A 22854-nucleotide genomic window follows, 5' to 3' on the forward strand; every position below is an offset into this window, starting at 1 on the left:
GTGGTGATTATATACTTATCTTTGTTTCTGTTGCAATTCTGAACCTTTGAACTCCTTCCTAAAAAATATCACTACTTATTGTAGAGATATTTTTTGATTAGACTCATATTAAATAAAGTTTACCATAAATTAGTCTGTTTCTTTATTTAGAAATACATAATGCATAATAATGATGATGCTTATCTCTACCATCTTCTAATGCAGCATCATTCATATTGACATAAATAGGATTATGAGTAACTGGTGAAATAGTGCCAGTCCATCCATAAGTTGGATTATAAAAATTAGCACCACCAAAATAGGATAATCCACCCCATTCAGTAATCAATCCCTGATGTACAGATCTTTTATAGTTGAACATATTATTACCATTATCTGGCAAACTGATTAATTTTGCATTACTCAATTCCCTAGCTGTCGCCGATCGATAATCACCTAAACCGTCACACCAAGCTTTTTGCTTATCAAATTCATCAATAATTTTACCTCTATTAATAAACCATTTATTTATTCTAAATTTGTAACTAAGTGTTACTCCTTGTTTTGTTTGGCCTATCACTTCAATATCAACAGGTAAATTCGCTTTTGGTGCTGTAGCCTGGCTAGAACTTTTAGATGATGAATCAGGGCCTTTTAATGTGACCAGAACCATATTTTTCGCATCATAGTGCTTAAAACCACCGATTGAGTCTTGTGCTTTTGACCCCTCTGACTTCGTAACTATCGCAGTAATTGCACTAGGCGATCCATCATTAGTATTCGATGTTTTGACACTCCATGTTGTCGTATTTAATGAATTATCAATACCATGAGTAACTAAATAAAAATAGAGACCATTTGCACCAACTGAAGGAAAATTATTGAAATAATTTTCCTGTGGTACATAGCCATTCCAGTCTGTCGGTTCAAAAACTGCTGTGTCTCCCCAAGTATAAATACCATGAGAGTAAAGCATATGTGGGCTAGCATATTTGATTGCTTCACCAGCTACTTGAACAACAAAATTTCGATAAGGTGTTTTTGTTACAGCAATTTTACTATCCGGATAAGTTTGAGATTTTGGAGCCCCATAGTTAGAAGTTAAAGCTATCTCACCGCTTACTTTAACATAAGGATAAATACCACTATTTATTAATGTTTCAAATGTAGTTTGTGTTTGTTTGTCTGTTAATTTAACTTCTTTATTACTTGCATCTTCATAATACCATTCTAGAGAAATTGGAGTATCCGGATCTTCTAATAATTTAATATCTCCATCACCATCAACATCTATAACCTCTGAACTGCCTGGTTGCTTAATTGCGGCTGATAAACCTAAAGTTTTAGGAGTTTCAGTCGAAACATTTTTTCCTAAGGCCTTATTCAAATCAACTGTATCAAAATAGGACTTTCCATTATAGATAACACCAAAATAGTTAAATGCTTTATTGGATTCAATATCACTTTCAATTGAACTTATGAAACGAGGACTATTTCCTTTAATAGTATTTGCTGTAACGGACGATAACGCTAAAGATTCAGTTGAATAAAAACTAATAAGACAAACCAAGCTAAAAATTAATCTTTCCCGTGTAGCCATATTCATTCCTAATTGATCATGTAAAAACAATAACAAATTATTCATTTGTAATTGCGAAATTGAATCTATTTTAGATTATAGATATAACTTAAAAAATAAGTCATATTCAATCAAAAATAGAGGAAAATACCGCAATACAATTAATAACGTATAATATCATATCATCTTAATTATAATTTTAAAACATTATTTGTATTTAATTTGATAAATGTAAAAAAATAAATACAAATGAAAATTTTAAAAATTATTGATTTTTATCATAAAAAAACAAATAAATTATAGGTATTGGATAATATGCAAAAAAATTATATAACAAGGGAAGGCTATTTAAATCTTAATTGTGAATTGTAATATTTATGGAAAGAAGAAAGGCCCCGCGTTACAGCGTTACACAAGCTGTATCTTCTGCAAAACGCTCCATCAAAATGTAACGAGCTCCATCCATTGCTGATTTTGTATCAGTAATACCTTTATCGGAATTGATATATTTTTCGGCTTCAATTACAGGATCAAGCATGGGATTCTGCCATAAGCCATCCGCCAATGACTCAAGCTCTGCTTCAATGGCAATTTGACCTCGAGTACGGCGTTTAGGTTTATATGGTAAATAGAGATCTTCGAGTTCAGTTTTACTAAGCATTTGTGCAATACTGTTACTTAATTCTAATGTCAATTTACCTTGTTCTTCAATAGACTTTAAAATTGTTTGCTTACGATCTTCAAGTTCTCGCAAATAGCTCAATCGACTATCAAAAGTACGTAATTGGGTATCATCAAGCCCACCTGTCACCTCTTTTCGATAACGAGCAATAAAAGGAACGGTACTACCCTCATCTAATAATTGAATCGTCGCTTGAACTTGTTCTGACTTTACGGCTAACTGACTGGCTATAATATGGCTAATTTGTTTATTCATCATGGTATTTTTAACAATTTTAAGCAAAGTAGTGATTATATACCTATCCTTGTTTCTGTTGCAATTCTGAGCCTTTTATCTCCTCCCTAAAAAATATAACTGCTAGTTATTGGGATATTTTCAGCTTGGCTAACATTAAATAGAGCTAACCACAAATTTAACTTCTTTATTTAGAACTACATAATGCGTAATACGGATGCTGATCATCTCTATCGCCATTTAGTGCAGCATCATTCATATTGATATAAATAGGCTCACCCGTAGAATTAGAAATATCACTAGTCCAACCATAGGTTGGATTATAAAAATTATCGCCTTGATAATACGCTAATCCCCCCCATTCAGTAATTAATCCCCCATGTACAGCTCTTTTATAGTAGTTATCAGGATTATTACCATATTTATCTTGATGAAGCAGAAAGTTTGCATTACTCAGCTCTCTAAGAGATGCTAATTTATAATCACCTAAATTATTGCACCAATCGTTTTGTTTTTGATGAGTATCAGTATATTCTCCTCTATTGATAAACCATCTAGTTATTCGGAATCTGTAACTAAGTGTTATTCCTTGTTTGGTTTCACCTATTATTTCAATATCAACTGGTAAATTCGCTTTGGGTGCTGTAGCATGATTATCACCTTTAGATGATGAATCAGGACCTTTTAATGTAACCAGTACCATATTTTTCGCATCATAAGCCTTAAAACCACCTACAATCTGGGCTCTTGAAGCTTCAGATTTTGTAACTATCGCTGTAATTGCGCTAGGAGATCCTTTATTAGGATCCGATGTTCTTACAATCCATTTTGTTGTATCTAATGAATTGTCAATATTCTCAGTAATTAAATAGAAAAAGAGGTCATTTGCACCAACTGAAGGGAAGTTATTTAAATAATCATCTTGTGGTACAAAGCCATTCCAATCTACCCAATCAAAAATAGATCTATCCCCCCAAGAATAAGCTGGAGCACTATAAAGCATATGCGGGCTAGCATATTTGACGGCTTCACCACCCACTTTGATATTAAAATTTCGATAAGGTATTTTAGTTATAGCAATTTTATCATCTGGATAAGCCTGAAAATTTGGATCTCCGTATTTCGTAGTTAAAGCAATCCCACCACTAACTTTAATATAAGGATAAATACCACTTTTTACTAATGTTTCAAATGCAGTTTTTGTTTGATCAACTGTTAATTTAACTTCTTTATTACTTGCATCTTCATAATACCATTCTAGAGAAATTGGGGCATCCGTGTCTTCTAATAATTTAATATCTCCATCACCATCAACATCTATAACCTCAAAGCTTTCTGGTTGCCTAATTGCGGCTGATAGACCTAAACTTTCAGGAGTTCTAGTTGAAATGTCTAAGCCTAATGCAGTGTTCAAATCACCTGTGTAAAAATAGGTATTTCCATTATAGATAACACCAAAATAATTAAATGCTTTATTGGATTGAATACTATTTTCTATTGAACTAATAAAACGAGGACTATTTCCCTTAATAGTATTTGCTGTAACGGCCGATAATGCTATAGATTTAGTTGAAAAAAAACTAATAAGACAAAATAAGCTAAAAATTAACTGTTTCCGTGTAGTCATATTCATTCCTAATGGTGATATAAACAATAACAACTTATTTATTTTATTGTTGTGTAGTTACAAAATTTAACTTATTTATACGATATACTTACTTAGTTACTAAGCAATAGATATCCAGACAAAAAAGCAGAAAAAAAGCAATACAAACAATAAAGTCATCATAACATTTCATTGTTGATTTTTAAAGATTATTTAATTTTAATTTAATAAAAATTAAATAATTGAATAAATTTTATTAAAGGCATGTCTGATTTTTATTCGAAATAATGAATTTTAATAAAGAAATATAGAACTTTTACTCGAAAAATAAAAATAATTATAGGCACTAAAAATATGCAAAAAAAAAACTATATAACAAGAGAAGGCTATTTAAATCTTAATCATGAATTGAAATATTTATGGAAAGAAGAAAGGCCTCGCGTTACACAAGCTGTATCAGATGCAGCAGCCCTTGGCGATCGTAGTGAGAATGCAGAGTATATTTATGGAAAACGCAGGTTACGCGAAATTGATCGACGTGTACGTTTTCTCACCAAACGATTAGAAACATTGACAATTGTCGAACCACATCCAAAGCAAGAAGGTAAAGTATTTTTTGGCGCATGGGTAAAATTGGAAGACGAAAATGATAACGTACATATTTACCGTATTGTTGGTAGCGATGAATTTGATCCTAAAAAAAATTGGATATCGATTAATAGTCCAGTAGCAAAAGCCTTAATAGGTCATAAAGTTGATGACGAAATAGCCGTTATCACCCCTAATGGCAAAGTATTGTATTACATTACTAAAATAAGCTATACCGAGTTATGCTAATATACCTTAACTTATTCATTCCATTTGTTAAACCTAAAAACTATAAGATATGGGTAATTAAGTATATAATCATCAGAACATTTATAATCTATTTAAGATATTATGATTTTCGTCAATCAACTATACATCTACCCAATCAAATCAATGCAAGGGATACAATTAACAAAGGCAAATACTGTCGATGGAGGCTTTGAGCATGACCGTATATTGATGCTTAGTGAACCCGATGGCACCTTCATTACGGCAAGACAACACCCTGAGCTTCTGAAATTCAAAACATCCATAGTAAAAAACGAAATACATATTTCACTATCTCCAACTGAAATGATAAAATTTAATCTTGATGAGTTTTCGTTGAGTTATGAGCCTACTGAAATTTGGGGTAATCATTTTACTTCATTAATTGCCCCTATAAGAGTCAATCAATTTTTCAGTCAAATTTTGCATAAAGATGTGCAATTAAGATGGGTTGGCCAACAATTAATTCGTCGAACCAAACGCTATCCTGAAATTCCTGTTAGTTTTGCTGATGGTTACCCTTATTTGTTATTAAATAAAGCTTCATTTGATTATTTACAACAGCAATGCCCTGAAAGACTCGATATTAGACAATTTCGTGGAAATATTATTATTCATGGGGCACTACCTTTTGCGGAAGATGGCTGGAAAACAATAAAAATTGGCAATGTGATTTTTGATATTGTTAAACCCTGTAGTCGCTGTGTTATAACGACAATGAACATAAAATCTGCAACATTTTTAGCTGATAATGAACCAATTAAAACCTTACGTTACTTTAGAGCCGATAAGCAAGGTGAAATTGATTTTGGTATGAATATGATAGCCCGAAATCATGGAACTATTTCAGTTCACGATAAAATTGAGGTATTGGAACGGCAACCAGCTAAAAACTATATTAAAACCTTTCCAACAGAAATAAAAACTGAAGCAAAATTTTGTACAATAAATTTTGAAAATCAAATAATTAAAGGAAATAATAAGCAAACTATTTTAGAGCAGCTAGAACAACATAAAATAGCATTACCTTATTCTTGCCATGCTGGTATTTGCGGGCGTTGCCTAGTTGAATTAAAACAAGGTGAAGTAGATGCATTAACACAAGCTGCTATTAGACGAAATAATAAAATTTTAGCTTGTAGCTGTATCCCTAAAGGAGATATTACAATTAAATTACTTAAGAAATAGCCTTAAGTCCAAAATTATCTAAAGCAGACGTTTGCACAATTAAATTTTTCTCTACAGGTACCAATCTGTCATTCATTACTTTAATTGCTTCAGAAAACACAAACGTTTTGTTCATTGCATTAAACGAAGGTTGTGCAATAATACAAAGAGAAGCATTCTCACCCGCTTCGACAACCATCAAACAAACCTTGTGAGCACCTTCTTGCAAACTCACCTCGACAACATCTGCGATTTTTGGAAAGTATAGCATAGGCTGTTGTGAAAAATACCAACTTTTAGGCATTTGAGGTTTTAAAAAATTTGCCGCCACAATAGCATTAATTGATAGTTCAATTTTTTGTGAATCTGTCAAATTAAGTAACTGACAACTATTATAAAATTGATAATAAGACGTTGCGTCACTAACAGAAAATGGAAATTCACCAAAAACATCAGGAACTAACATTTTACTTGGATAACAAGAACGAAATAACATTTCAGATGAAACTTCAAGCATTAAACTATCATATTCGCTATCAAAATACCATCGCCAACAATCTGTTGGTCGAAAAGCCATTTTCATTAATATGTCATCCTTCTTATTTGATTTAAAATTAGTCAAAAAGATAACATAAATTACATAAAAAATAAATAAAAACTTAAAATAAAAATCATTTAATTGTATAATTTTTAAAAAATTTAGCAATAAATTGAAAGGATCAAAAAAATATAAACTGAACCTAAATTATAAACAATCAGATCCCTTTGAATCAAAATATTTTATACTGAAACATATAGTTACCTGAAAAGTTTTTACAATAAATGAACATTTTTAGATACAAATAAGGTGCTTTCAGCACCTTATTTATAACTATAAATAGCTATTTAGCTTGCAACATTGATACGTTTCATATCAGTCATATAACTACGTAATTTACGACCGATTGTTTCAATCGGATGATTACGGATTTCTTCATTCACATCGCGCAATTGTGCATTATCAACACTACCTTCAGGGATCGTTTTACCTAGATCTCCAGCCTGTAACATTGGCATGAATTTTTCTTTCAATAGTGGTACAGCGGCATTAGCAAATAGATAGTTACCATACTCAGCTGTATCAGAAATAACAACATTCATTTCATACAAACGTTTACGCGCAATAGTATTAGCAATAAGTGGTAACTCATGTAATGATTCATAATAAGCTGATTCAGCTAAAATACCGGATTCAAGCATAGTTTCGAAGGCAAGTTCAACACCAGCTTTAACCATTGCAACCATAACGACGCCTTGATCAAAATAAGCTTGTTCATCAATTTTACCCTGATAGTCAGCAGTTTTTTCAAAGGCGGTTTCACCTGTTTCTCTACGCCATTTAAGAAGGTTCGCATCATCATTTTCCCAGTCTTTCATCATAGTTGATGAAAACTCGCCTGATATAATGTCATCCATATGTTTACGATAAAGATCCGTCATGATCACTTTTAATTCTTTTGCTAAAATATTTGCTCTCAATTTTGCTGGATTTGATAAGCGATCCATCATTAAAGTAATTCCACCTTGTTTTAGCGCCTCAGTGATCGTTTCCCAACCAAATTGGAGTAATTTACATGCATAAGCAGGATCAACACCATCTGCCACTAGCTTATCAAAACAAAGTAATGATCCTGTTTGTAACATACCACAAAGGATTGTTTGTTCGCCCATTAAATCTGACTTAACTTCGGCAACAAATGACGACTGTAAAACACCTGCACGATGTCCGCCTGTTGCCGCAGCCCATGCTTTAGCGATGGCTAGCCCTTCACCTTTTGGATCGTTTTCAGGATGAACTGCAATTAATGTTGGCACACCAAAACCTCGTTTATATTCTTCACGAACTTCAGTACCAGGGCATTTAGGTGCTACCATCACTACTGTAATATCAGAGCGAATCTTTTCTCCTACTTCAACAATATTAAATCCGTGAGAATAGCCAAGCGCAGAGCCTTCTTTCATCAACGGTTGAATAGCCTGAACAACAACAGAATGTTGTTTGTCAGGAGTTAAATTAATAACAAGATCAGCTGTTGGAATTAATTCTTCGTAACTTCCTACTTTAAAACCATTTTCAGTTGCTTTCTTCCATGATGCACGTTTTTCAGCAATAGCTTCTTTACGTAATGCATAAGATATATCTAAACCTGAATCTCGCATATTCAGACCTTGGTTAAAGCCTTGTGCTCCACAACCAACAATTACAATTTTTTTACCTTTCAAAAAATTAGCTTCTGATGCAAATTCATCACGAGCCATAAAACGACATTGACCTAATTGTTCTAATTTTTCACGCAAATTCAATGTATTAAAATAGTTTGACATTTTTCTCTCCAAGAGTTAAGTATTCACAATCAACAATAAAACACTATATAATACTTTTAATATTGCTAAAATTGATATATTTAAAATATAATATTGCATAAATTGCAATAAACTTGCTAAGTTCAATGCTTTCTTTTAATCTAAATCACCCTCAATTCTGAATAAATCAATATGGATACTCGATATAAACAAGCAAATAAAGAGGCTAAACTTTCTTTATTGCTAACTTTTATTTATCTTCTTGGATGGATCGTTTGTGCATACTGTATTAACGACAAAATAGGATTTTTAGGTCTTCCATTGTGGTTTGAACTATCTTGCATTATGGTGCCTATCGGTTTTATATTGCTTTGTTGGGTAGTTGTAAAATTTCAATTTAAAAATTTCTCATTAGAACAAACTAAGTGATTTAACATGCATTTAGATATTATTGTACCGCTTGTCATCTATCTTATTTTTGTGTTTGCATTATCAATTTATGCTTATGTAAAACGTAAAAAAGTAAATCAATTCACTGATTATTTTATCGGCAATAGAACCATGGGAGGATTTTTACTCGCCATGACACTAGCCGCAACTTATATTAGTGCTAGCTCATTTATTGGTGGTCCCGGTGCTGCTTATAAATTTGGCCTTGGTTGGGTGCTATTATCGATGATCCAAGTCCCAACTGTATTACTCTCGCTTGGTATTCTAGGCAAAAAATTTGCCATTTTGGCTCGTAAATATAATGCTATAACTTTAAGTGATATGCTTTATGCTCACTATAAAAGTAAAGTCATAGTTTGGTTTGCAAGCATTTCATTAGTTGTGGCTTTTATTGGTGCTATGACGGTACAGTTTGTTGGTGGTGCACGATTATTGGAATCATCAGTTGGCATTTCTTACGATATCGGATTATTAATTTTTGGTGTTGGTACCGTTATATATACTGCTTTTGGAGGATTTAGAGCAAGTATACTTAATGATGCTTTTCAAGGTTTAGTAATGATAATTGGCGCTATCTTGCTATTAACAGCAATTATTTATGCTGGTGGTGGTATAACAGCTATTATTCACCGTTTGAATGAAATCGATCCTGCACTACTAACACCACAAGGTCCTAGCAATTTTATGGACTTTCCGTTTATGGCATCATTTTGGGTTTTAGTCTGTTTTGCTGTGGTTGGTTTACCTCATACAGCGGTTCGCTGTATGGCATACAAAGACAGCAAGGCTGTACACAAAGGCATTATAATTGGTACTATTGTTGTCACAATCATTATGTTAACCATGCATTTATCTGGCGTTCTTGGTCGAGCTATTATTAGTGATTTAACTGTTCCAGATCAAATTGTTCCAACGTTAATAATTAACATTATGCCACCATTAGTGGCTGGTATCTTTTTGGCCGCTCCACTTGCTGCAATTATGTCAACAATTAACGCCCAACTGCTACAAATTTCATCAGTTATTATTAAAGATCTATTTTTAAGTATGAATCATGCAAAAAACTATAGCGATAAAACATTAACTCGCACATCTATTATCATAACTTTTAGTTTTGGTGGATTACTCATCCTAGCGGCTTGGAATCCACCAGATATGATTATTTGGTTAAATTTACTTGCATTTGGTGGGCTTGAAGCCGTATTTTTATGGCCATTGGTACTTGGACTTTATTGGAAAAAAGCAAATTCAACTGGCGCTTTATGTTCTATGTTTGCCGGTGCGATAAGCTATACTCTTTTATCTGTTTACAATATAAAGCTTTATGCTTTTAACCCGATTATCCCATCCTTAATTATTGGATTGGTAGTATTTATTATTGCCAATATGTTTGGTAACACAGGAAAAAATTATGCCTTGGATTCAACTCAAAATTAATACAACCAACGATCTTGCTGAACAAATTAGCGAACAATTAGAGGAGTCTGGTGCTGTATCAGTCACTTTTCAAGATACCTTTGACACACCTGTTTTTGAACCATTACCTGGCGAAACTAAACTTTGGGGTAATACCGATGTGATTGGGCTTTATGATGCTCAAACAGATATCGATGAATTAAAAGCAATGCTAAATCTTGAACAATATTCTTATAAGATTGAACAATTAGAAGATAAAGACTGGGAACGTGAATGGATGGACAACTTTCATCCTATGAAATTTGGTGAGCGACTTTGGATTTGTCCTAGTTGGTGTGACGTGCCCGATGATAATGCAGTTAATGTTATGTTAGATCCTGGATTAGCATTTGGCACAGGTACTCATCCAACCACGGTATTATGCTTAACTTGGCTTGATAGTTTAGATCTTAAAGACAAATTAGTTATCGATTATGGTTGTGGCTCTGGTATTTTGGCAATTGCAGCGCTAAAATTAGGTGCAAAGCGTGTAATCGGCATTGATATCGATCCTCAAGCCATTCAAGCTAGCCGTGATAATGCACAGCGTAATGATGTCAGCGAAAAGCTAGATCTTTATTTATCAAAAGAGATCCCTGAAAATTTACAAGCAGATATAGTTGTTGCCAATATTTTAGCTGGACCGTTAAAAGAACTTGAACCACATATAAGTAAATTAGTAAAACCCGAAGGTAAACTAGGTTTATCCGGTATTTTGGCTACCCAATCATCAAGTGTTTGCATGGCTTACCAACTTAATTTTGAATTAGATCCAGTTGTTGATCTCGATGAGTGGTGTCGGATCACTGGTAAAAAAAATAAAAAAATTAACGCTACCCCCTTTTAAGTTTGAAAAAAAATGCGTAATATAGCCGACCTTAATTTACTTAGCATTGGTGAACTAAAATTAAAGAATAATTTAATTGCTGCGCCAATGGCTGGAATAAGTGATAAGCCATTTCGTAATCTATGTCATCGATTTGGTGCTGGTATGACTGTTTCAGAAATGTTTTTAGCAAATTCTGATGTTTGGCATACCGATAAATCAGCTTTGCGAATGATAGCAAGTGATGATGTTGGTATTCGTGCCGTACAAATTGTTGGTTCTGATCCCGACGAAATGGTAAAAGCTGCTGAATTTAATGTCAAACACGGAGCTCAGTTGATTGATATTAATATGGGATGCCCAGCTAAAAAGGTCAATAAAAAATTAGCAGGATCTGTCTTAATGCAGTATCCAGAACTTATTAAAAAAATTTTGCAGAAAGTTGTCGGTGCAGTTGATGTTCCGGTAACATTAAAAACGCGGACTGGATGGAATAAAGAAAATAGAAATTGCATAGAAATTGCACAAATTGCACAGGATTGTGGCATAAAGGCAATTACTATTCATGGACGAACACGTGCTTGCTTATTCAACGGTGTTGCTGAATATGACTCTATTAAAGCAGTTAAAGAAAACGTTACAATTCCTGTAATTGCCAATGGAGATATTTGCACACCTGAACAGGCAAAAGATGTTTTTCAATATACGCAGGCTGATGCTATAATGATCGGGCGAGCGGCACAAGGGCGACCTTGGATATTTGAAGAAATTGCATTCTATTTAACACATGGACAGTTACAGAAAAATAAAAGCATTGATGAAGTAGAACAAGTTGTACTATCACATCTTGATGAGCTTTATCAATTTTATGGAGAATACAAAGGATTAAGGATTGCCAGAAAGCATGTAAATTGGTACACCAAGAATTATGCTGATAGCGATCAATTCAGGCGCTTATTTAGTGTACTTAGCAATACAAGTGAGCAAGTAAACACTCTAAAAGCATTTTTTAGTAAAATTAGAAACAACCCAAAGAGTTAAGAATACTATGTCAGAACAACGCGTTACAGCTGCAGCACTTAAATTTACAACTGTAAATTCTCAAGACCAAATAACACAAAAACCATTGCGTGATTCAGTAAAGCAAGCTTTAAAAAACTATTTATCACAATTAAATGGTGAAGATCCTACAGACCTTTATGAATTAGTGTTAGCTGAAGTTGAACATCCATTCCTTGATATGGTTATGCAATATACACGTGGCAATCAAACTCGAGCAGCAAATATGCTTGGTATCAACCGCGGTACACTTCGCAAAAAATTAAAACAATATGGAATGAGTTAATCGTCTATTATTTAATATGTTATAATATAAAAAGGCGCCTTGATATAAGGTGCTTTTTTCTATTTTTAGAACACAATTACAAAATTCATTCAATGCTCCTCTTTCCTTAAGATATAGATAAAAAAACACTAAGTTTTTACGACTCATAATTAATAATCCTATAAAAACTCATAAGACATTTTATTTGCTGAATCGCTAACTATTTAGTGATTATGCTACATCTCTATTAAAGTACATATATCTTTTTGTTTAAGCTTTTATTTGAAGGTAATTTGGTTCCGTACATTTTAATTGATATACAATGGTTATCAGACGTTTTAACAAATAAATACTACGAAGACTCAATCAATAACAAAACGGTATAGACTCCTGAATATTTTTTACAAAAATATAAGTTAAAACGTGAACAGTTGTATAAATACCTCAGAGAGACAAAACTCACGAAGAAAATTACGCTGTCTGCTTTATATTCAATAGATTTTTAATTTCATATAGATCTTATTGTATAACTGATTGCTTTATAAATTTATTACAAGTTAAAAGGATAAATAGAATCAATCTGCTTTTTTTAGTGCAATAAGAATAGTTAGACAACTGATTATAAATGCTTAGCTAAATCGATGACGATTAATTTTATTTATGATATAGGCCCCATATTACATATCTGTGATACAACGTTTGTTCTTTTATGTATATTCATTACAGTAGCTTATCTAACAACTGTAAACAACGCGATTCCTACATATAAACAAAAATTAAATCATTTTTGATAAAAATAATTTTACAGAACATAAAAACTTATCAGTATATTGGTAATGAATTTTAAGTAAATATTTGCTAGAATGTAGCGATTTTTTAAATTATTATCTGGAGAATTTTATGGCAGGTCATAGTAAATGGGCCAATACGAAACACCGCAAAGCTGCACAAGATGCAAAACGGGGTAAAATCTTTACCAAAATTATTCGTGAGTTAGTAACTGCGGCAAAATTGGGTGGTGGCGATCCAGCGTCAAATCCTCGATTACGAGCTGCAATGGATAAAGCGTTATCTAATAATATGACCCGTGATACCATGAACCGAGCTGTTGCGCGGGGTGTTGGTGGGGAAGATGATAGCAACATGGAAACGATCATCTATGAAGGTTATGGTCCTGCTGGTACAGCTGTAATGGTTGAATGTCTGAGTGATAATCGTAATCGAACTGTGTCTGAAGTACGCCATGCGTTTACTAAAACAGGTGGTAACTTAGGTACTGATGGTTCAGTTTCATATTTGTTCACTAAAAAAGGCGTTATTTCATACCCAACTGGTACTGATGAAGACCAAGTTATGGATGCAGTGCTTGAAGCAGGGGCTGACGACGTCGTGACTTATGATGATGGAGCAATTGATGTATTTACTACACCTGAATCATTTGGTGAAGTAAAAGATGCGCTTGATGCTGCAGGGCTAGTTGCCGAAGTCGCTGAAGTATCAATGATTCCAGCAACAAAAGTCGATCTTGATATTGAATCTGCGCCAAAATTATTACGTTTAATTGATATGCTTGAAGATTGTGATGATGTTCAAGAAGTTTATCATAATGGTGAAGTTTCTGACGAGGTTGCTGCAACGCTCTAATGGCCATTATTCTTGGCATCGATCCTGGATCTCGTTTGACGGGTTACGGCGTAATCCATCAAACGGGACGACAACTTACCTACCTTGGTAGTGGATGTATCCGTACTGCTGTTGATGATTTGCCTACTCGTTTAAAACGCGTATACGCTGGTGTTAGTGAAATTATTTTACAATTCCAACCTGATATGTTTGCTATTGAACAAGTTTTCATGGCTCATAATGCCGACTCCGCATTAAAGTTAGGTCAAGCAAGGGGAGCTGCAATTGTTGCGGCTGTAAATAATAATCTACCCGTTTTTGAATACGCAGCTCGTTTAGTTAAGCAAAGTGTAGTAGGAACCGGCGCAGCTGATAAAAAGCAAGTGCAACATATGGTGAAATTATTATTAAAGTTACCAGCTAGCCCTCAAGCTGATGCCGCTGATGCCTTAGCTATAGCAATTACCCACGCCCATACCAGTCAGCAGTTACTAAAGCATCGCAAGTAAATATAACAAAATTCAATTTACGTATACACATCTATATAAATAAAAAATGCGCCAAAAAACGGCGCATTTCGTTATTTTAATAGCTCGCTTAAGTTATATATGACCTATAGAACTATACATCAAGACCATATATGTACCAAAACTAGCTATTTAGTTACTGCTTTTAAGAACGGTTAACAGGTAACACTACTTTATTTTTATGTTTTGTAAATAATTTTGTTATAAATATGAAGAATAAGGGAACATAAAATATTGCTAAAAATGTTGCTGTTAACATACCACCGATTACACCGGTACCTACCGCATTTTGGCTAGCAGAACCAGCACCGCTATTTAATGCTAGTGGTAATACCCCTAAAATAAAGGCAAACGAAGTCATTAAAATCGGACGTAAACGCAAACGACAAGCTTCAAGTGTAGCATCGATCAATGATTTCCCCTCTTTTTCCAAGGCATCTTTGGCAAATTCTACAATCAATATAGCGTTTTTTGCAGATAACCCCATTGTTGTTAATAGTCCTACAATAAAGTAAATATCGTTATCAAGCCCTCTAAACATAGTTGCAAAAACAGTACCTAAAATCCCAAGAGGAATAACAAATAAGATCGAAATTGGCACTGTCCAACTTTCATACAATGCAGCTAATGATAAAAACACAACAATAATCGAAATAATATAAAGTGTTGTTGTTTGTGATCCTGTCTGACGTTCTTGATAAGATATACCTGTCCAGTCAAAAGTAAATCCTTTTGGCAAATTTTTGGACAACTCTTCCATCACAGCCATTGCTTGTCCAGAGCTTAGACCTGGAGCGGCTGAACCGCTTATCTCCATTGCTGCCACACCATCATAACGAACCAGTGAAGGAGAGCCATAAGTTTTTGTCGTAGTAGCAAATGCATCATATGGAACCATCTCACCATTTTTATTTTTAACATGCCAATAGCTAAAATCATCTGGTAGCATACGATATGGTGCATCAGATTGTAAGTATACTTTTTTAACTCGGTTATTATAAACAAAATCGTCAATATAAGCAGAACCTAAAGCTGTCGACAATACAGTATTTACTGAATTCACCGAAACGCCCAATGCTTGTGCGGCTTCAAAATCAACATTAATTTTGTACTGTGGAACATCTAGCATACTTCCCGGTCTAACTTGTTGCAGTTTAGGATGATGAGAAGCTTGACCCAACATTTGGAAAAATGCGCCTACCAAAGCATCATGACCATAACTAGCCGTATCTTTCAGCACATAAGAAAAACCATTAGCCATACCTAATGCTGGAACAGCTGGTAAGTTGGTAACAATTACCCTCCCCTCGGTTATAGTAGAAGCAAATCCCCAACCGCTAGCGACTAAAGCATTAACTTTTTGATCAGCGCGTTTACGTTGTTCCCAATTTTTTAATCGAACAAAGCCTAGCCCCATATTTTGCCCACGACCAACCATACTAAATCCAGCTACAGTAAATATTTCCTCAACTGAATCAGCTTTTTGCTCAGTATAAAATTTTGCCGTTTTATTTAAAACTGACATAGTTTGCTCTAAAGTTGATCCTGGCGGTAGCTCAACCATAACTAAAAGCACACCCTGATCTTCATTAGGTAAAAAACCAGTAGGTAACCGATTAAAACCAAAGATTAATCCAACTAAGATTAAAGTATAACAAGCAAAAGCTATTAATGGATAACGAACAACTTTTATTACACCTTTTTCATAATGACGTAAACTCTTTTCATAAAATCCATTAAACCATTTAAAGAATTTTTTTGTACCAACAGAACACCAACAAAATGGAGGTATAGATTCTAACTGTTCACCTAACGAATTCCTTTTTAATTTACTTTTAGTTGGTGCTTTTAAAATTTGGACACAGAGCGCTGGAGTTAATACAATTGCCATCAACACAGATAATGCCATCGCTGTTACAATGGTAATTGAAAACTGTCGGTAAATTCCACCCGCTGCACCACCATAAAATGCCATAGGAACGAATACTGCAGATAACACAACTGCAATACCAACCAACGCTGAAGTAATTTGTTCCATCGATTTAACGGTTGCATCATAAGGTGATAAACCTTCATCATGCATAATACGTTCAACGTTCTCAATAACAACTATTGCATCATCTACCAACAAGCCAATAGCAAGCACCATTGCAAACATAGATAATGTATTAATCGTAAAACCGCAGATATATAAAACAGCAAAAGTACCTAACAATACCACGGGTACTGTAATGGTCGGTATAAGTGTTGAACGAAGATTTTGTAAAAACACATACATTACAATAACAACTAAAATAATAGCTTCAATCAATGTATGTACTACGTTATTAATTGATAATTTTACAAATGGTGTTGTGTCATACGGATAAGCATAGTGAATATCTTCAGGAAAGATTTTTGATAATTCAGTTAATTTTTTATCTACCTGATCAGAAGTTTCTAATTGGTTAGCTCCTGTTGCCAAATAAATACCAAGACCTGCTGATGCTTTACCATCATAATAAGAAATAAAATTATAATCAGATGCGCCAATTTCAACTGTTGCAACATCTTTTAATAAAAGATTAGAACCATCGGTATTCACACGCACTAAAATATTTTGGAATTGTTCGGGTGTTTTTAAACGTGATTGAGCAGTAATTGTCGCATTGAGTTCTTGTCCATCAGTTGCTGGTAAGGCACCTAATTGCCCTGCTGTTACTTGCGCATTTTGCGCTTGAATAGCTGCAATGATTTCTTCAATTGATAAATTAAAATAGGTCAATTTATTTGGATCAAGCCAAATACGCATTGCATATTCAGAACCAAATAATTGAGTATCGCCAACACCTTGTACACGTCGAATCTGATCTTGCACAGTTGAATAAACAAAGTCAGCAATATCTGCTTGTGTTTTTTGAGGATTTGTTGAATAAAAGCCTACAACCTTTAAAAAGTTGGTATTATTTTTTGCAACAGAGACACCATTTTTTTGCACACTTTCAGGTAGCCGTGATTTAATACTTTCAACTTTATTTAACACTTGTACTTGAGCAAAATCAGGATTAGTCCCAGGAGCAAAGGTTAACGTTGTTTGAACAACACCTTGTGCACTACTGGTTGATTTCATATAAATTAAATTATCTAATCCAGTTAAATTCTGTTCAATCAATTGAGTAACAGTATTTTCGATAGTCTGTGCATCAGCACCTGGGTAAACAGCACTAACAGTTACAGCAGGAGGAGCAATGTCAGGATACTGCTCAACGGCTAGTAGCTTTATGCATAAAGCACCTCCTAGCATCATCATGATTGCAATTACCCAAGCGAAAACAGGTCTATCAATAAAAAACTTAGCCATAATTCAATCTACCCCTGTTTTATTTCACGCTATTTTTGATGATACTATCTAATTGTTCTTGTGAAAGTGTATTAGGATCTCCAACTTTTTTTGCTTTCATAGGTGGAGCATCTCTTTGTGGATTTTCAACAGAAGTTAAATTAAGTAATCCTGTAATAATAACCTCTTCACCAACATCAATTCCTTTTGTTACAACCCAATAACCACCTATTCCAGTGTATACTTGGATATCTTGCCGATATTCCACAGTACTATCCGGTCTTAATATTTTCGCAGTGTATTGCCCTAACTTATTACTGGTAATTCCTTGCTGTGGAACAAGTACAGCATTTTTGATATAACCTAATGTGACTTGCGGTTTAACAAACATACCTGGCAAAATTTTGCTTTCAGTATTTGTAAACTGCGACCGCAAAGTAACAGTACCTGTTGTTTCATTAACAGTCATATCAGAAAATTTAATACTACCCGGATAAGGGTATTTAGAACCATCATTAAAATATAATTCAACATTATTGTCTTTTACTGGTTCATAAATTACATTTTCATCCTGAAGATACTTATTATAACGAGTAGCCGCTTCAGTCATATCGACATAAATTGGATCCAGTTGCTGGACTAGTGCAAGTGGTGTCGATTGACCTGCCGCCACTAATGCCCCTTCAGTCACACTTGATTTACCAATATATCCATCAATTGGCGAATATACTTTTGTATAATCTAAATTGACTTTAGCTGTATGTTTAGCTGCTTGTGCAACTAATACCGCAGCTTCAGCTTGTTTAGCGTCTGCAGCTGCTTTATCATAATCTTGTTGACTAATGGATTTAGTATTTAATAATCCGGCGTAACGTTTAAGAGTGAGTTGAGCAATATTGGCATTCGCTTTAGCGCTAGCAACACTTGCTACCGCACTATCATAATTAGCTTGATAAATAGCTGGATCTATTTGATAAAGAGATTGTCCAGCTTTAACATTCGAACTTTCATCAAACTCTCGTTTTAAAACAATACCACCTACTTGAGGTCTAATTTCAGCAATTTGAGATGCAACAACCCTACCTGGCAGACTAATTTTTAATCTGTAGTTTAATGGTTCAACTTTAAACACGGTTACCTTAGGTAATTGATTATTAACTTTTTTTGAATTTCCGCTATCACAGCTTGTTAATAAAAGTAGGCTGATACACACCACAGGCAAGGCTAATAATAACTTGTTAAATCTCATATATAAATGACCTCAATAAACTTATTAATTCTTTTATTTTTTAATAATAGATCTTATTTAAAATTAATCGGCGATTTTACAAAAAATAAGCATAAATTGTAAGTATCTTTACAGGTTAATAGCACAGAGTTCTAAAAAATGGCTGATTAGATTATGAGAATAAAAATATAACATAGTTAATTATGATTATTGTTAGAAATAAAGTAATATAGGCTAATTGATTTTTTGTGCTATAAACTATCTTAAATAAAATGTTATACTACGAATATCAAATATAGTTGCTCTAATGAAGATTAATTCATATTGCTAAATAAAAAAGTAAAAATTTACTTTACTGTACTCCGCAATCATTTTTTCAAAATATGATTGAATAATTTAAGTCTATATTTAATTTAATACAGAGATGGTTATTATGGATAATTTACGTATTGTTCTAATTGTTGTTGCATCCTTAGTCATTATTGCATTGCTTATCCATGGATTTTGGATCAACAAAAAAGAACGTTCTTCACTTTTTTGTTCAAATAAAAAAAGGCAATTTGAACAAAACACTCAACAACATCAAAATTTCTCTATGCATGACATAGGAGAAGATAAAAATGTTACCTCACTCATTCCTGAAATAACAAAAAGTAGTAAAACGGTTGAAAACGATATAATTACTAATTTATTCACAACTGAACAAGAAAACATGCCACAACAAGAAGAATTATTTGTTGATAAAGACGATGAACCAAAAAATAATGCTGACACACCAAAAGAGGCAGCAGGTAATGTTGAGCTTGATCTTTTTGAAGATGAGCAACAATCTGATTTAATTCAAACAACAAAAGAAAAGCCATCAAATAGTAATGACGAAGTAAACTATAATAACAAATCTAAAAAAATAAATATTAACAATGAACAATCTACAACCGAAATTATTGTATTAAATATCACCGGTCTTAACGGAAAATTATTACAAGGCGATGTGCTACTCGCTAGCATTATGCAATCGGGTTTCCAGTTCGGTGATATGAGAATTTTTCACCGTCATGTAGATCCTGCGGGCAATGGAGCAATATTATTTAGTTTAGCCAATATGGTTACACCTGGATATTTGGATCCTGAAACAATGCATGAATTTACCACACCTGGTGTGTCTATTTTTATGGTTGCTCCTACAGAAGGTAACAATCAGCATAACTTCAAATTAATGTTGCAAACAGCGCAACGCATAGCCGATGATGTTAACGGTGTAGTATTAGATGACGAACATCACATGTTAACTCCACAAAAAATAGACAGTTATAAAGAACGCATTAAAAAGGCCTGTAACGAAATTTAACTGTCGTCTTTTCAGCAAATCTTTTATAAAATGCCACCAACTTAGGTTGGTGGCTAAAAATTAATATCGATATAACCTATTCATTTGAATGAGTTAATTTAGCTAGGAATGATTTATAGTTAAATTAATCTATTTGTAATGATTTTTCCAAAACCTACATTTTAATTTAAGAGCATATAATCATGTCGCTATCTAATGAAACCGAAAATTCAGTAAATTCATCTGAACAGAATAAAGACATAGCAAAGCAATTGACCTCACTACGCAGCCTAATCAGACATCATGAATACTGTTATTATGTCCTTGATACACCAGAAATTCCCGATGCTGAATATGATAAATTAATAAAACAACTACAAACATTAGAACATCAAAACCCAGATCTTATTACGCCCGACTCACCAACCCAACGAGTTGGTGGTTCCCCATTAACACAATTTGCATCCATCAAACATGAAATGCCCATGTTATCACTTGATAATGTATTTGATGATGTTAGCTTTATTGCATTTAACAAACGAGTTAAAGATCGTCTTCATTTGAGTGATTCTGAACAGGTCGAATATTGTTGTGAGCTAAAACTTGATGGGCTTGCTGTCAGCCTCCTTTATGAAAATGGTCGCTTTATACAAGCTGCAACACGAGGAGATGGTACAACAGGGGAAGACATAACAGCCAATGTAAAAACCATCAAAACCATTCCACTAATTCTAATAGGCGATAATATCCCAACTAGATTAGAAGTTCGAGGGGAAGTATTTATGACACATAAAGGCTTTGAAAAACTCAATGTAGATGCAGAAAAGCGAAACGAAAAAGTATTCGCCAATCCACGTAATGCAGCCGCTGGTTCATTAAGACAATTAGATCCTAAAATTACAGCAAAAAGACCATTAGCATTCTTTTGTTATGGTGTTGGTATTTTCGAAGGTGCCACATTACCTGACACACATTACGATCGTTTGATGCAATTTAAAGCTTGGGGGTTACCAGTTAGTAATAAAATACAAAAACGCCAAGGAGCGCAGGCCGCTTTGGATTATTTTAAACTAATTGGCGAACAACGTATGTCATTAGATTTTGATATCGATGGTGTAGTAATTAAAGTTAATAGTATTGAACTACAAAACGAGCTTGGTTTTGTTACTCGAGCGCCGAGATGGGCTATAGCATTTAAATTTCCAGCACAAGAAGAAGTTACAAAATTAAATAAAGTAGACTTTCAAGTTGGGCGAACAGGTGCAATTACCCCTGTAGCAAGGCTTGAACCTGTATCAGTTGCTGGTGTTATTGTAAGCAATGCGACATTACATAATAGCGATGAAATAATCCGATTAGGTATTCGTGAGGGTGACTATGTAACAATACGCCGAGCTGGTGACGTTATTCCTAAAATAGTAGCCGTCATAGTAGATAGAAGACCCGCTAACACAAAAGAAATCATCTTTCCGACACACTGCCCTATTTGTGGCTCACAAATAGTTCGAGACGAAGGTGCGGCGATATCACGCTGTGCCGGAGGTTTAATTTGCCCTGCACAACGAAAAGAAGCTTTAAAGCATTTTGTTTCACGGCGAGCAATGAATGTAGATGGCATGGGAGATAAAGTCATTGAACAACTAGTTGATAAAGAATATGTCAAAACGCCAGCAGATTTATATAAACTAAATCTACCAACGCTATGTAGTTTAGATAAAATTGGGGAAAAATCTGCTAATAACTTATTAAATGCACTAGAGGTATCTAAAAATACGACATTAAGCCGCTTTATATTTGCGCTTGGAATCCCGAATGTTGGTGAAGTTACTGCCGAAAATCTTGTTAACCAACTTGGTAGTTTATCAGCAATTGAGAACGCCTCACTAGAAAAACTACAATCAGTAAACGAAATTGGTGCCGTGATTGCAGAAAGCATTATCGACTTTTTCCAAGAACCACATAATCGCAATGTAATTGAACAATTAACAAGTAATGATGTAGGCATTCACTGGCAATATGTTATTCCACAAATACAAGAAATTGCCACTAATTCACCTTTTTCAGGAAAAACCGTGGTATTAACTGGTACATTATCGGTTTTAACTCGAGATAAAGCCAAAGATAAATTAAAGCAACTAGGCGCCAAAGTAACAGGCAGTGTTTCGAAAAATACTGATCTAGTCATTGCAGGAGGAGCAGCAGGCTCTAAACTTAATAAGGCTCAAGAACTAGGAATTAAAGTTATTGACGAGCAAGAATTGATAAATTTACTTGATCAGTAAATATAAAATTTACTGATACTTATTAGCAAATTGATTAGAATAACAATT

At 33.9% G+C, this 22854-nt stretch carries 17 protein-coding genes and 1 pseudogene; 11 read left to right on the plus strand and 7 right to left on the minus strand.

All coding sequences use genetic code 11. From position 1 onward, the window contains the following. Nucleotides 1-142: 142 nt before the first annotated feature. From ACGH49_RS05615 to ACGH49_RS05625, 3 genes and pseudogenes are all read right to left on the minus strand, one after another. On the minus strand, nucleotides 143-1579 hold the full coding sequence (locus ACGH49_RS05615) for a hypothetical protein (RefSeq protein ID WP_411588553.1): 1437 nt from the start codon (nucleotides 1577-1579) through the stop codon (nucleotides 143-145). 394 nt (nucleotides 1580-1973) lie between these two features. Beyond that, a pseudogene (locus tag ACGH49_RS05620) lies at nucleotides 1974-2495 on the minus strand (Tex-like N-terminal domain-containing protein); the annotation flags it as partial. A 166-nt stretch (nucleotides 2496-2661) separates the two neighbouring features. Continuing rightward, nucleotides 2662-4101 (minus strand): hypothetical protein, encoded by a 1440-nt coding sequence (locus ACGH49_RS05625; protein WP_411588555.1) that lies wholly within the window; start codon nucleotides 4099-4101, stop codon nucleotides 2662-2664. Nucleotides 4102-4434: 333 nt separating this feature from the next. On the opposite strand from ACGH49_RS05625, the gene greB reads away from it, so the two are divergent. Both greB and ACGH49_RS05635 read left to right on the plus strand, forming a co-directional pair. Beyond that, complete coding sequence (gene greB, locus ACGH49_RS05630; protein ID WP_411588556.1) at nucleotides 4435-4917, plus strand: transcription elongation factor GreB; 483 nt, start codon at nucleotides 4435-4437, stop codon at nucleotides 4915-4917. A gap of 102 nt (nucleotides 4918-5019) precedes the next feature. Further along, nucleotides 5020-6123, plus strand: coding sequence for a YcbX family protein (locus ACGH49_RS05635; protein WP_411588557.1), 1104 nt, complete (start codon nucleotides 5020-5022; stop codon nucleotides 6121-6123). On the opposite strand, the gene ACGH49_RS05640 is transcribed toward ACGH49_RS05635, so the two are convergent. Then, nucleotides 6113-6685, minus strand: a complete 573-nt coding sequence (locus ACGH49_RS05640) for a cell division protein ZapC (RefSeq protein ID WP_411588558.1) — start codon at nucleotides 6683-6685, stop codon at nucleotides 6113-6115. The two genes, ACGH49_RS05635 and ACGH49_RS05640, sit on opposite strands and share 11 nt — an antisense overlap. Before the next feature lie 302 nt (nucleotides 6686-6987). Beyond that, nucleotides 6988-8466, minus strand: coding sequence for a ketol-acid reductoisomerase (gene ilvC / locus ACGH49_RS05645; protein ID WP_411588559.1), 1479 nt, complete (start codon nucleotides 8464-8466; stop codon nucleotides 6988-6990). A gap of 171 nt (nucleotides 8467-8637) precedes the next feature. Between ilvC and ACGH49_RS05650 the strand changes: the two genes are divergently transcribed. The 7 genes from ACGH49_RS05650 (at nucleotide 8638) to ruvC (ending at nucleotide 14632) form a co-directional block, all read left to right on the plus strand. Continuing rightward, nucleotides 8638-8874, plus strand: coding sequence for a YhdT family protein (locus ACGH49_RS05650; RefSeq protein WP_411588561.1), 237 nt, complete (start codon nucleotides 8638-8640; stop codon nucleotides 8872-8874). A gap of 6 nt (nucleotides 8875-8880) precedes the next feature. Beyond that, nucleotides 8881-10332: a sodium/pantothenate symporter gene (gene panF / locus ACGH49_RS05655; protein WP_411588562.1), complete on the plus strand. Its 1452-nt coding sequence runs from the start codon at nucleotides 8881-8883 to the stop codon at nucleotides 10330-10332. Further along, nucleotides 10307-11197 (plus strand): 50S ribosomal protein L11 methyltransferase, encoded by an 891-nt coding sequence (gene prmA, locus ACGH49_RS05660; RefSeq protein ID WP_411588563.1) that lies wholly within the window; start codon nucleotides 10307-10309, stop codon nucleotides 11195-11197. Before panF ends, prmA begins: the two co-directional genes overlap by 26 nt. A gap of 12 nt (nucleotides 11198-11209) precedes the next feature. Further along, nucleotides 11210-12217 carry a tRNA dihydrouridine synthase DusB gene (dusB, locus tag ACGH49_RS05665; RefSeq protein ID WP_411588564.1) on the plus strand — a complete coding sequence of 336 codons (1008 nt, stop codon included), beginning with the start codon at nucleotides 11210-11212 and terminating at the stop codon, nucleotides 12215-12217. A 7-nt stretch (nucleotides 12218-12224) separates the two neighbouring features. Next, on the plus strand, nucleotides 12225-12521 hold the full coding sequence (gene fis, locus ACGH49_RS05670; protein WP_034883623.1) for a DNA-binding transcriptional regulator Fis: 297 nt from the start codon (nucleotides 12225-12227) through the stop codon (nucleotides 12519-12521). 879 nt (nucleotides 12522-13400) lie between these two features. After that, entirely contained in the window at nucleotides 13401-14144 is a 744-nt protein-coding gene (locus ACGH49_RS05675; protein WP_411588566.1) for a YebC/PmpR family DNA-binding transcriptional regulator, read from the plus strand. Further along, nucleotides 14144-14632, plus strand: a complete 489-nt coding sequence (gene ruvC / locus ACGH49_RS05680) for a crossover junction endodeoxyribonuclease RuvC (protein ID WP_034914152.1) — start codon at nucleotides 14144-14146, stop codon at nucleotides 14630-14632. Before ACGH49_RS05675 ends, ruvC begins: the two co-directional genes overlap by 1 nt. A gap of 163 nt (nucleotides 14633-14795) precedes the next feature. On the opposite strand, the gene ACGH49_RS05685 is transcribed toward ruvC, so the two are convergent. Together ACGH49_RS05685 and ACGH49_RS05690 are read right to left on the minus strand one after the other, a co-directional pair. Next, nucleotides 14796-17990: an efflux RND transporter permease subunit gene (locus tag ACGH49_RS05685; protein WP_065606800.1), complete on the minus strand. Its 3195-nt coding sequence runs from the start codon at nucleotides 17988-17990 to the stop codon at nucleotides 14796-14798. 19 nt (nucleotides 17991-18009) lie between these two features. Then, complete coding sequence (locus ACGH49_RS05690; protein WP_411588567.1) at nucleotides 18010-19218, minus strand: efflux RND transporter periplasmic adaptor subunit; 1209 nt, start codon at nucleotides 19216-19218, stop codon at nucleotides 18010-18012. A 409-nt stretch (nucleotides 19219-19627) separates the two neighbouring features. Here ACGH49_RS05690 and zipA point away from each other — a divergent pair, with 409 nt between their 5' ends. Next, nucleotides 19628-20545 (plus strand): cell division protein ZipA, encoded by a 918-nt coding sequence (gene zipA / locus ACGH49_RS05695; RefSeq protein ID WP_411588596.1) that lies wholly within the window; start codon nucleotides 19628-19630, stop codon nucleotides 20543-20545. A gap of 182 nt (nucleotides 20546-20727) precedes the next feature. Further along, nucleotides 20728-22806: an NAD-dependent DNA ligase LigA gene (gene ligA, locus ACGH49_RS05700; protein ID WP_411588568.1), complete on the plus strand. Its 2079-nt coding sequence runs from the start codon at nucleotides 20728-20730 to the stop codon at nucleotides 22804-22806. The last annotated feature ends 48 nt before the right edge of the window (nucleotides 22807-22854 follow it).

This window comes from Gilliamella sp. BG7 (assembly GCF_046635565.1).
GTDB classification, from domain to species: domain Bacteria; phylum Pseudomonadota; class Gammaproteobacteria; order Enterobacterales; family Orbaceae; genus Gilliamella; species Gilliamella apicola_P.

Coding starts and splice junctions, on each gene's coding strand:
- ACGH49_RS05615 (WP_411588553.1), bottom strand. CDS start 1,579: ATGGCTACACGGGAAAGATTAATTTTTAGCTTGGTTTGTCTTATTAGT.
- ACGH49_RS05690 (WP_411588567.1), bottom strand. CDS start 19,218: ATGAGATTTAACAAGTTATTATTAGCCTTGCCTGTGGTGTGTATCAGC.
- ACGH49_RS05635 (WP_411588557.1), top strand. CDS start 5,020: ATGATTTTCGTCAATCAACTATACATCTACCCAATCAAATCAATGCAA.
- ligA (WP_411588568.1), top strand. CDS start 20,728: ATGTCGCTATCTAATGAAACCGAAAATTCAGTAAATTCATCTGAACAG.
- ACGH49_RS05640 (WP_411588558.1), bottom strand. CDS start 6,685: ATGAAAATGGCTTTTCGACCAACAGATTGTTGGCGATGGTATTTTGAT.
- greB (WP_411588556.1), top strand. CDS start 4,435: ATGCAAAAAAAAAACTATATAACAAGAGAAGGCTATTTAAATCTTAAT.
- fis (WP_034883623.1), top strand. CDS start 12,225: ATGTCAGAACAACGCGTTACAGCTGCAGCACTTAAATTTACAACTGTA.
- prmA (WP_411588563.1), top strand. CDS start 10,307: ATGCCTTGGATTCAACTCAAAATTAATACAACCAACGATCTTGCTGAA.
- ilvC (WP_411588559.1), bottom strand. CDS start 8,466: ATGTCAAACTATTTTAATACATTGAATTTGCGTGAAAAATTAGAACAA.
- dusB (WP_411588564.1), top strand. CDS start 11,210: ATGCGTAATATAGCCGACCTTAATTTACTTAGCATTGGTGAACTAAAA.
- ACGH49_RS05650 (WP_411588561.1), top strand. CDS start 8,638: ATGGATACTCGATATAAACAAGCAAATAAAGAGGCTAAACTTTCTTTA.
- ACGH49_RS05625 (WP_411588555.1), bottom strand. CDS start 4,101: ATGACTACACGGAAACAGTTAATTTTTAGCTTATTTTGTCTTATTAGT.
- ACGH49_RS05685 (WP_065606800.1), bottom strand. CDS start 17,990: ATGGCTAAGTTTTTTATTGATAGACCTGTTTTCGCTTGGGTAATTGCA.
- ruvC (WP_034914152.1), top strand. CDS start 14,144: ATGGCCATTATTCTTGGCATCGATCCTGGATCTCGTTTGACGGGTTAC.
- ACGH49_RS05675 (WP_411588566.1), top strand. CDS start 13,401: ATGGCAGGTCATAGTAAATGGGCCAATACGAAACACCGCAAAGCTGCA.
- panF (WP_411588562.1), top strand. CDS start 8,881: ATGCATTTAGATATTATTGTACCGCTTGTCATCTATCTTATTTTTGTG.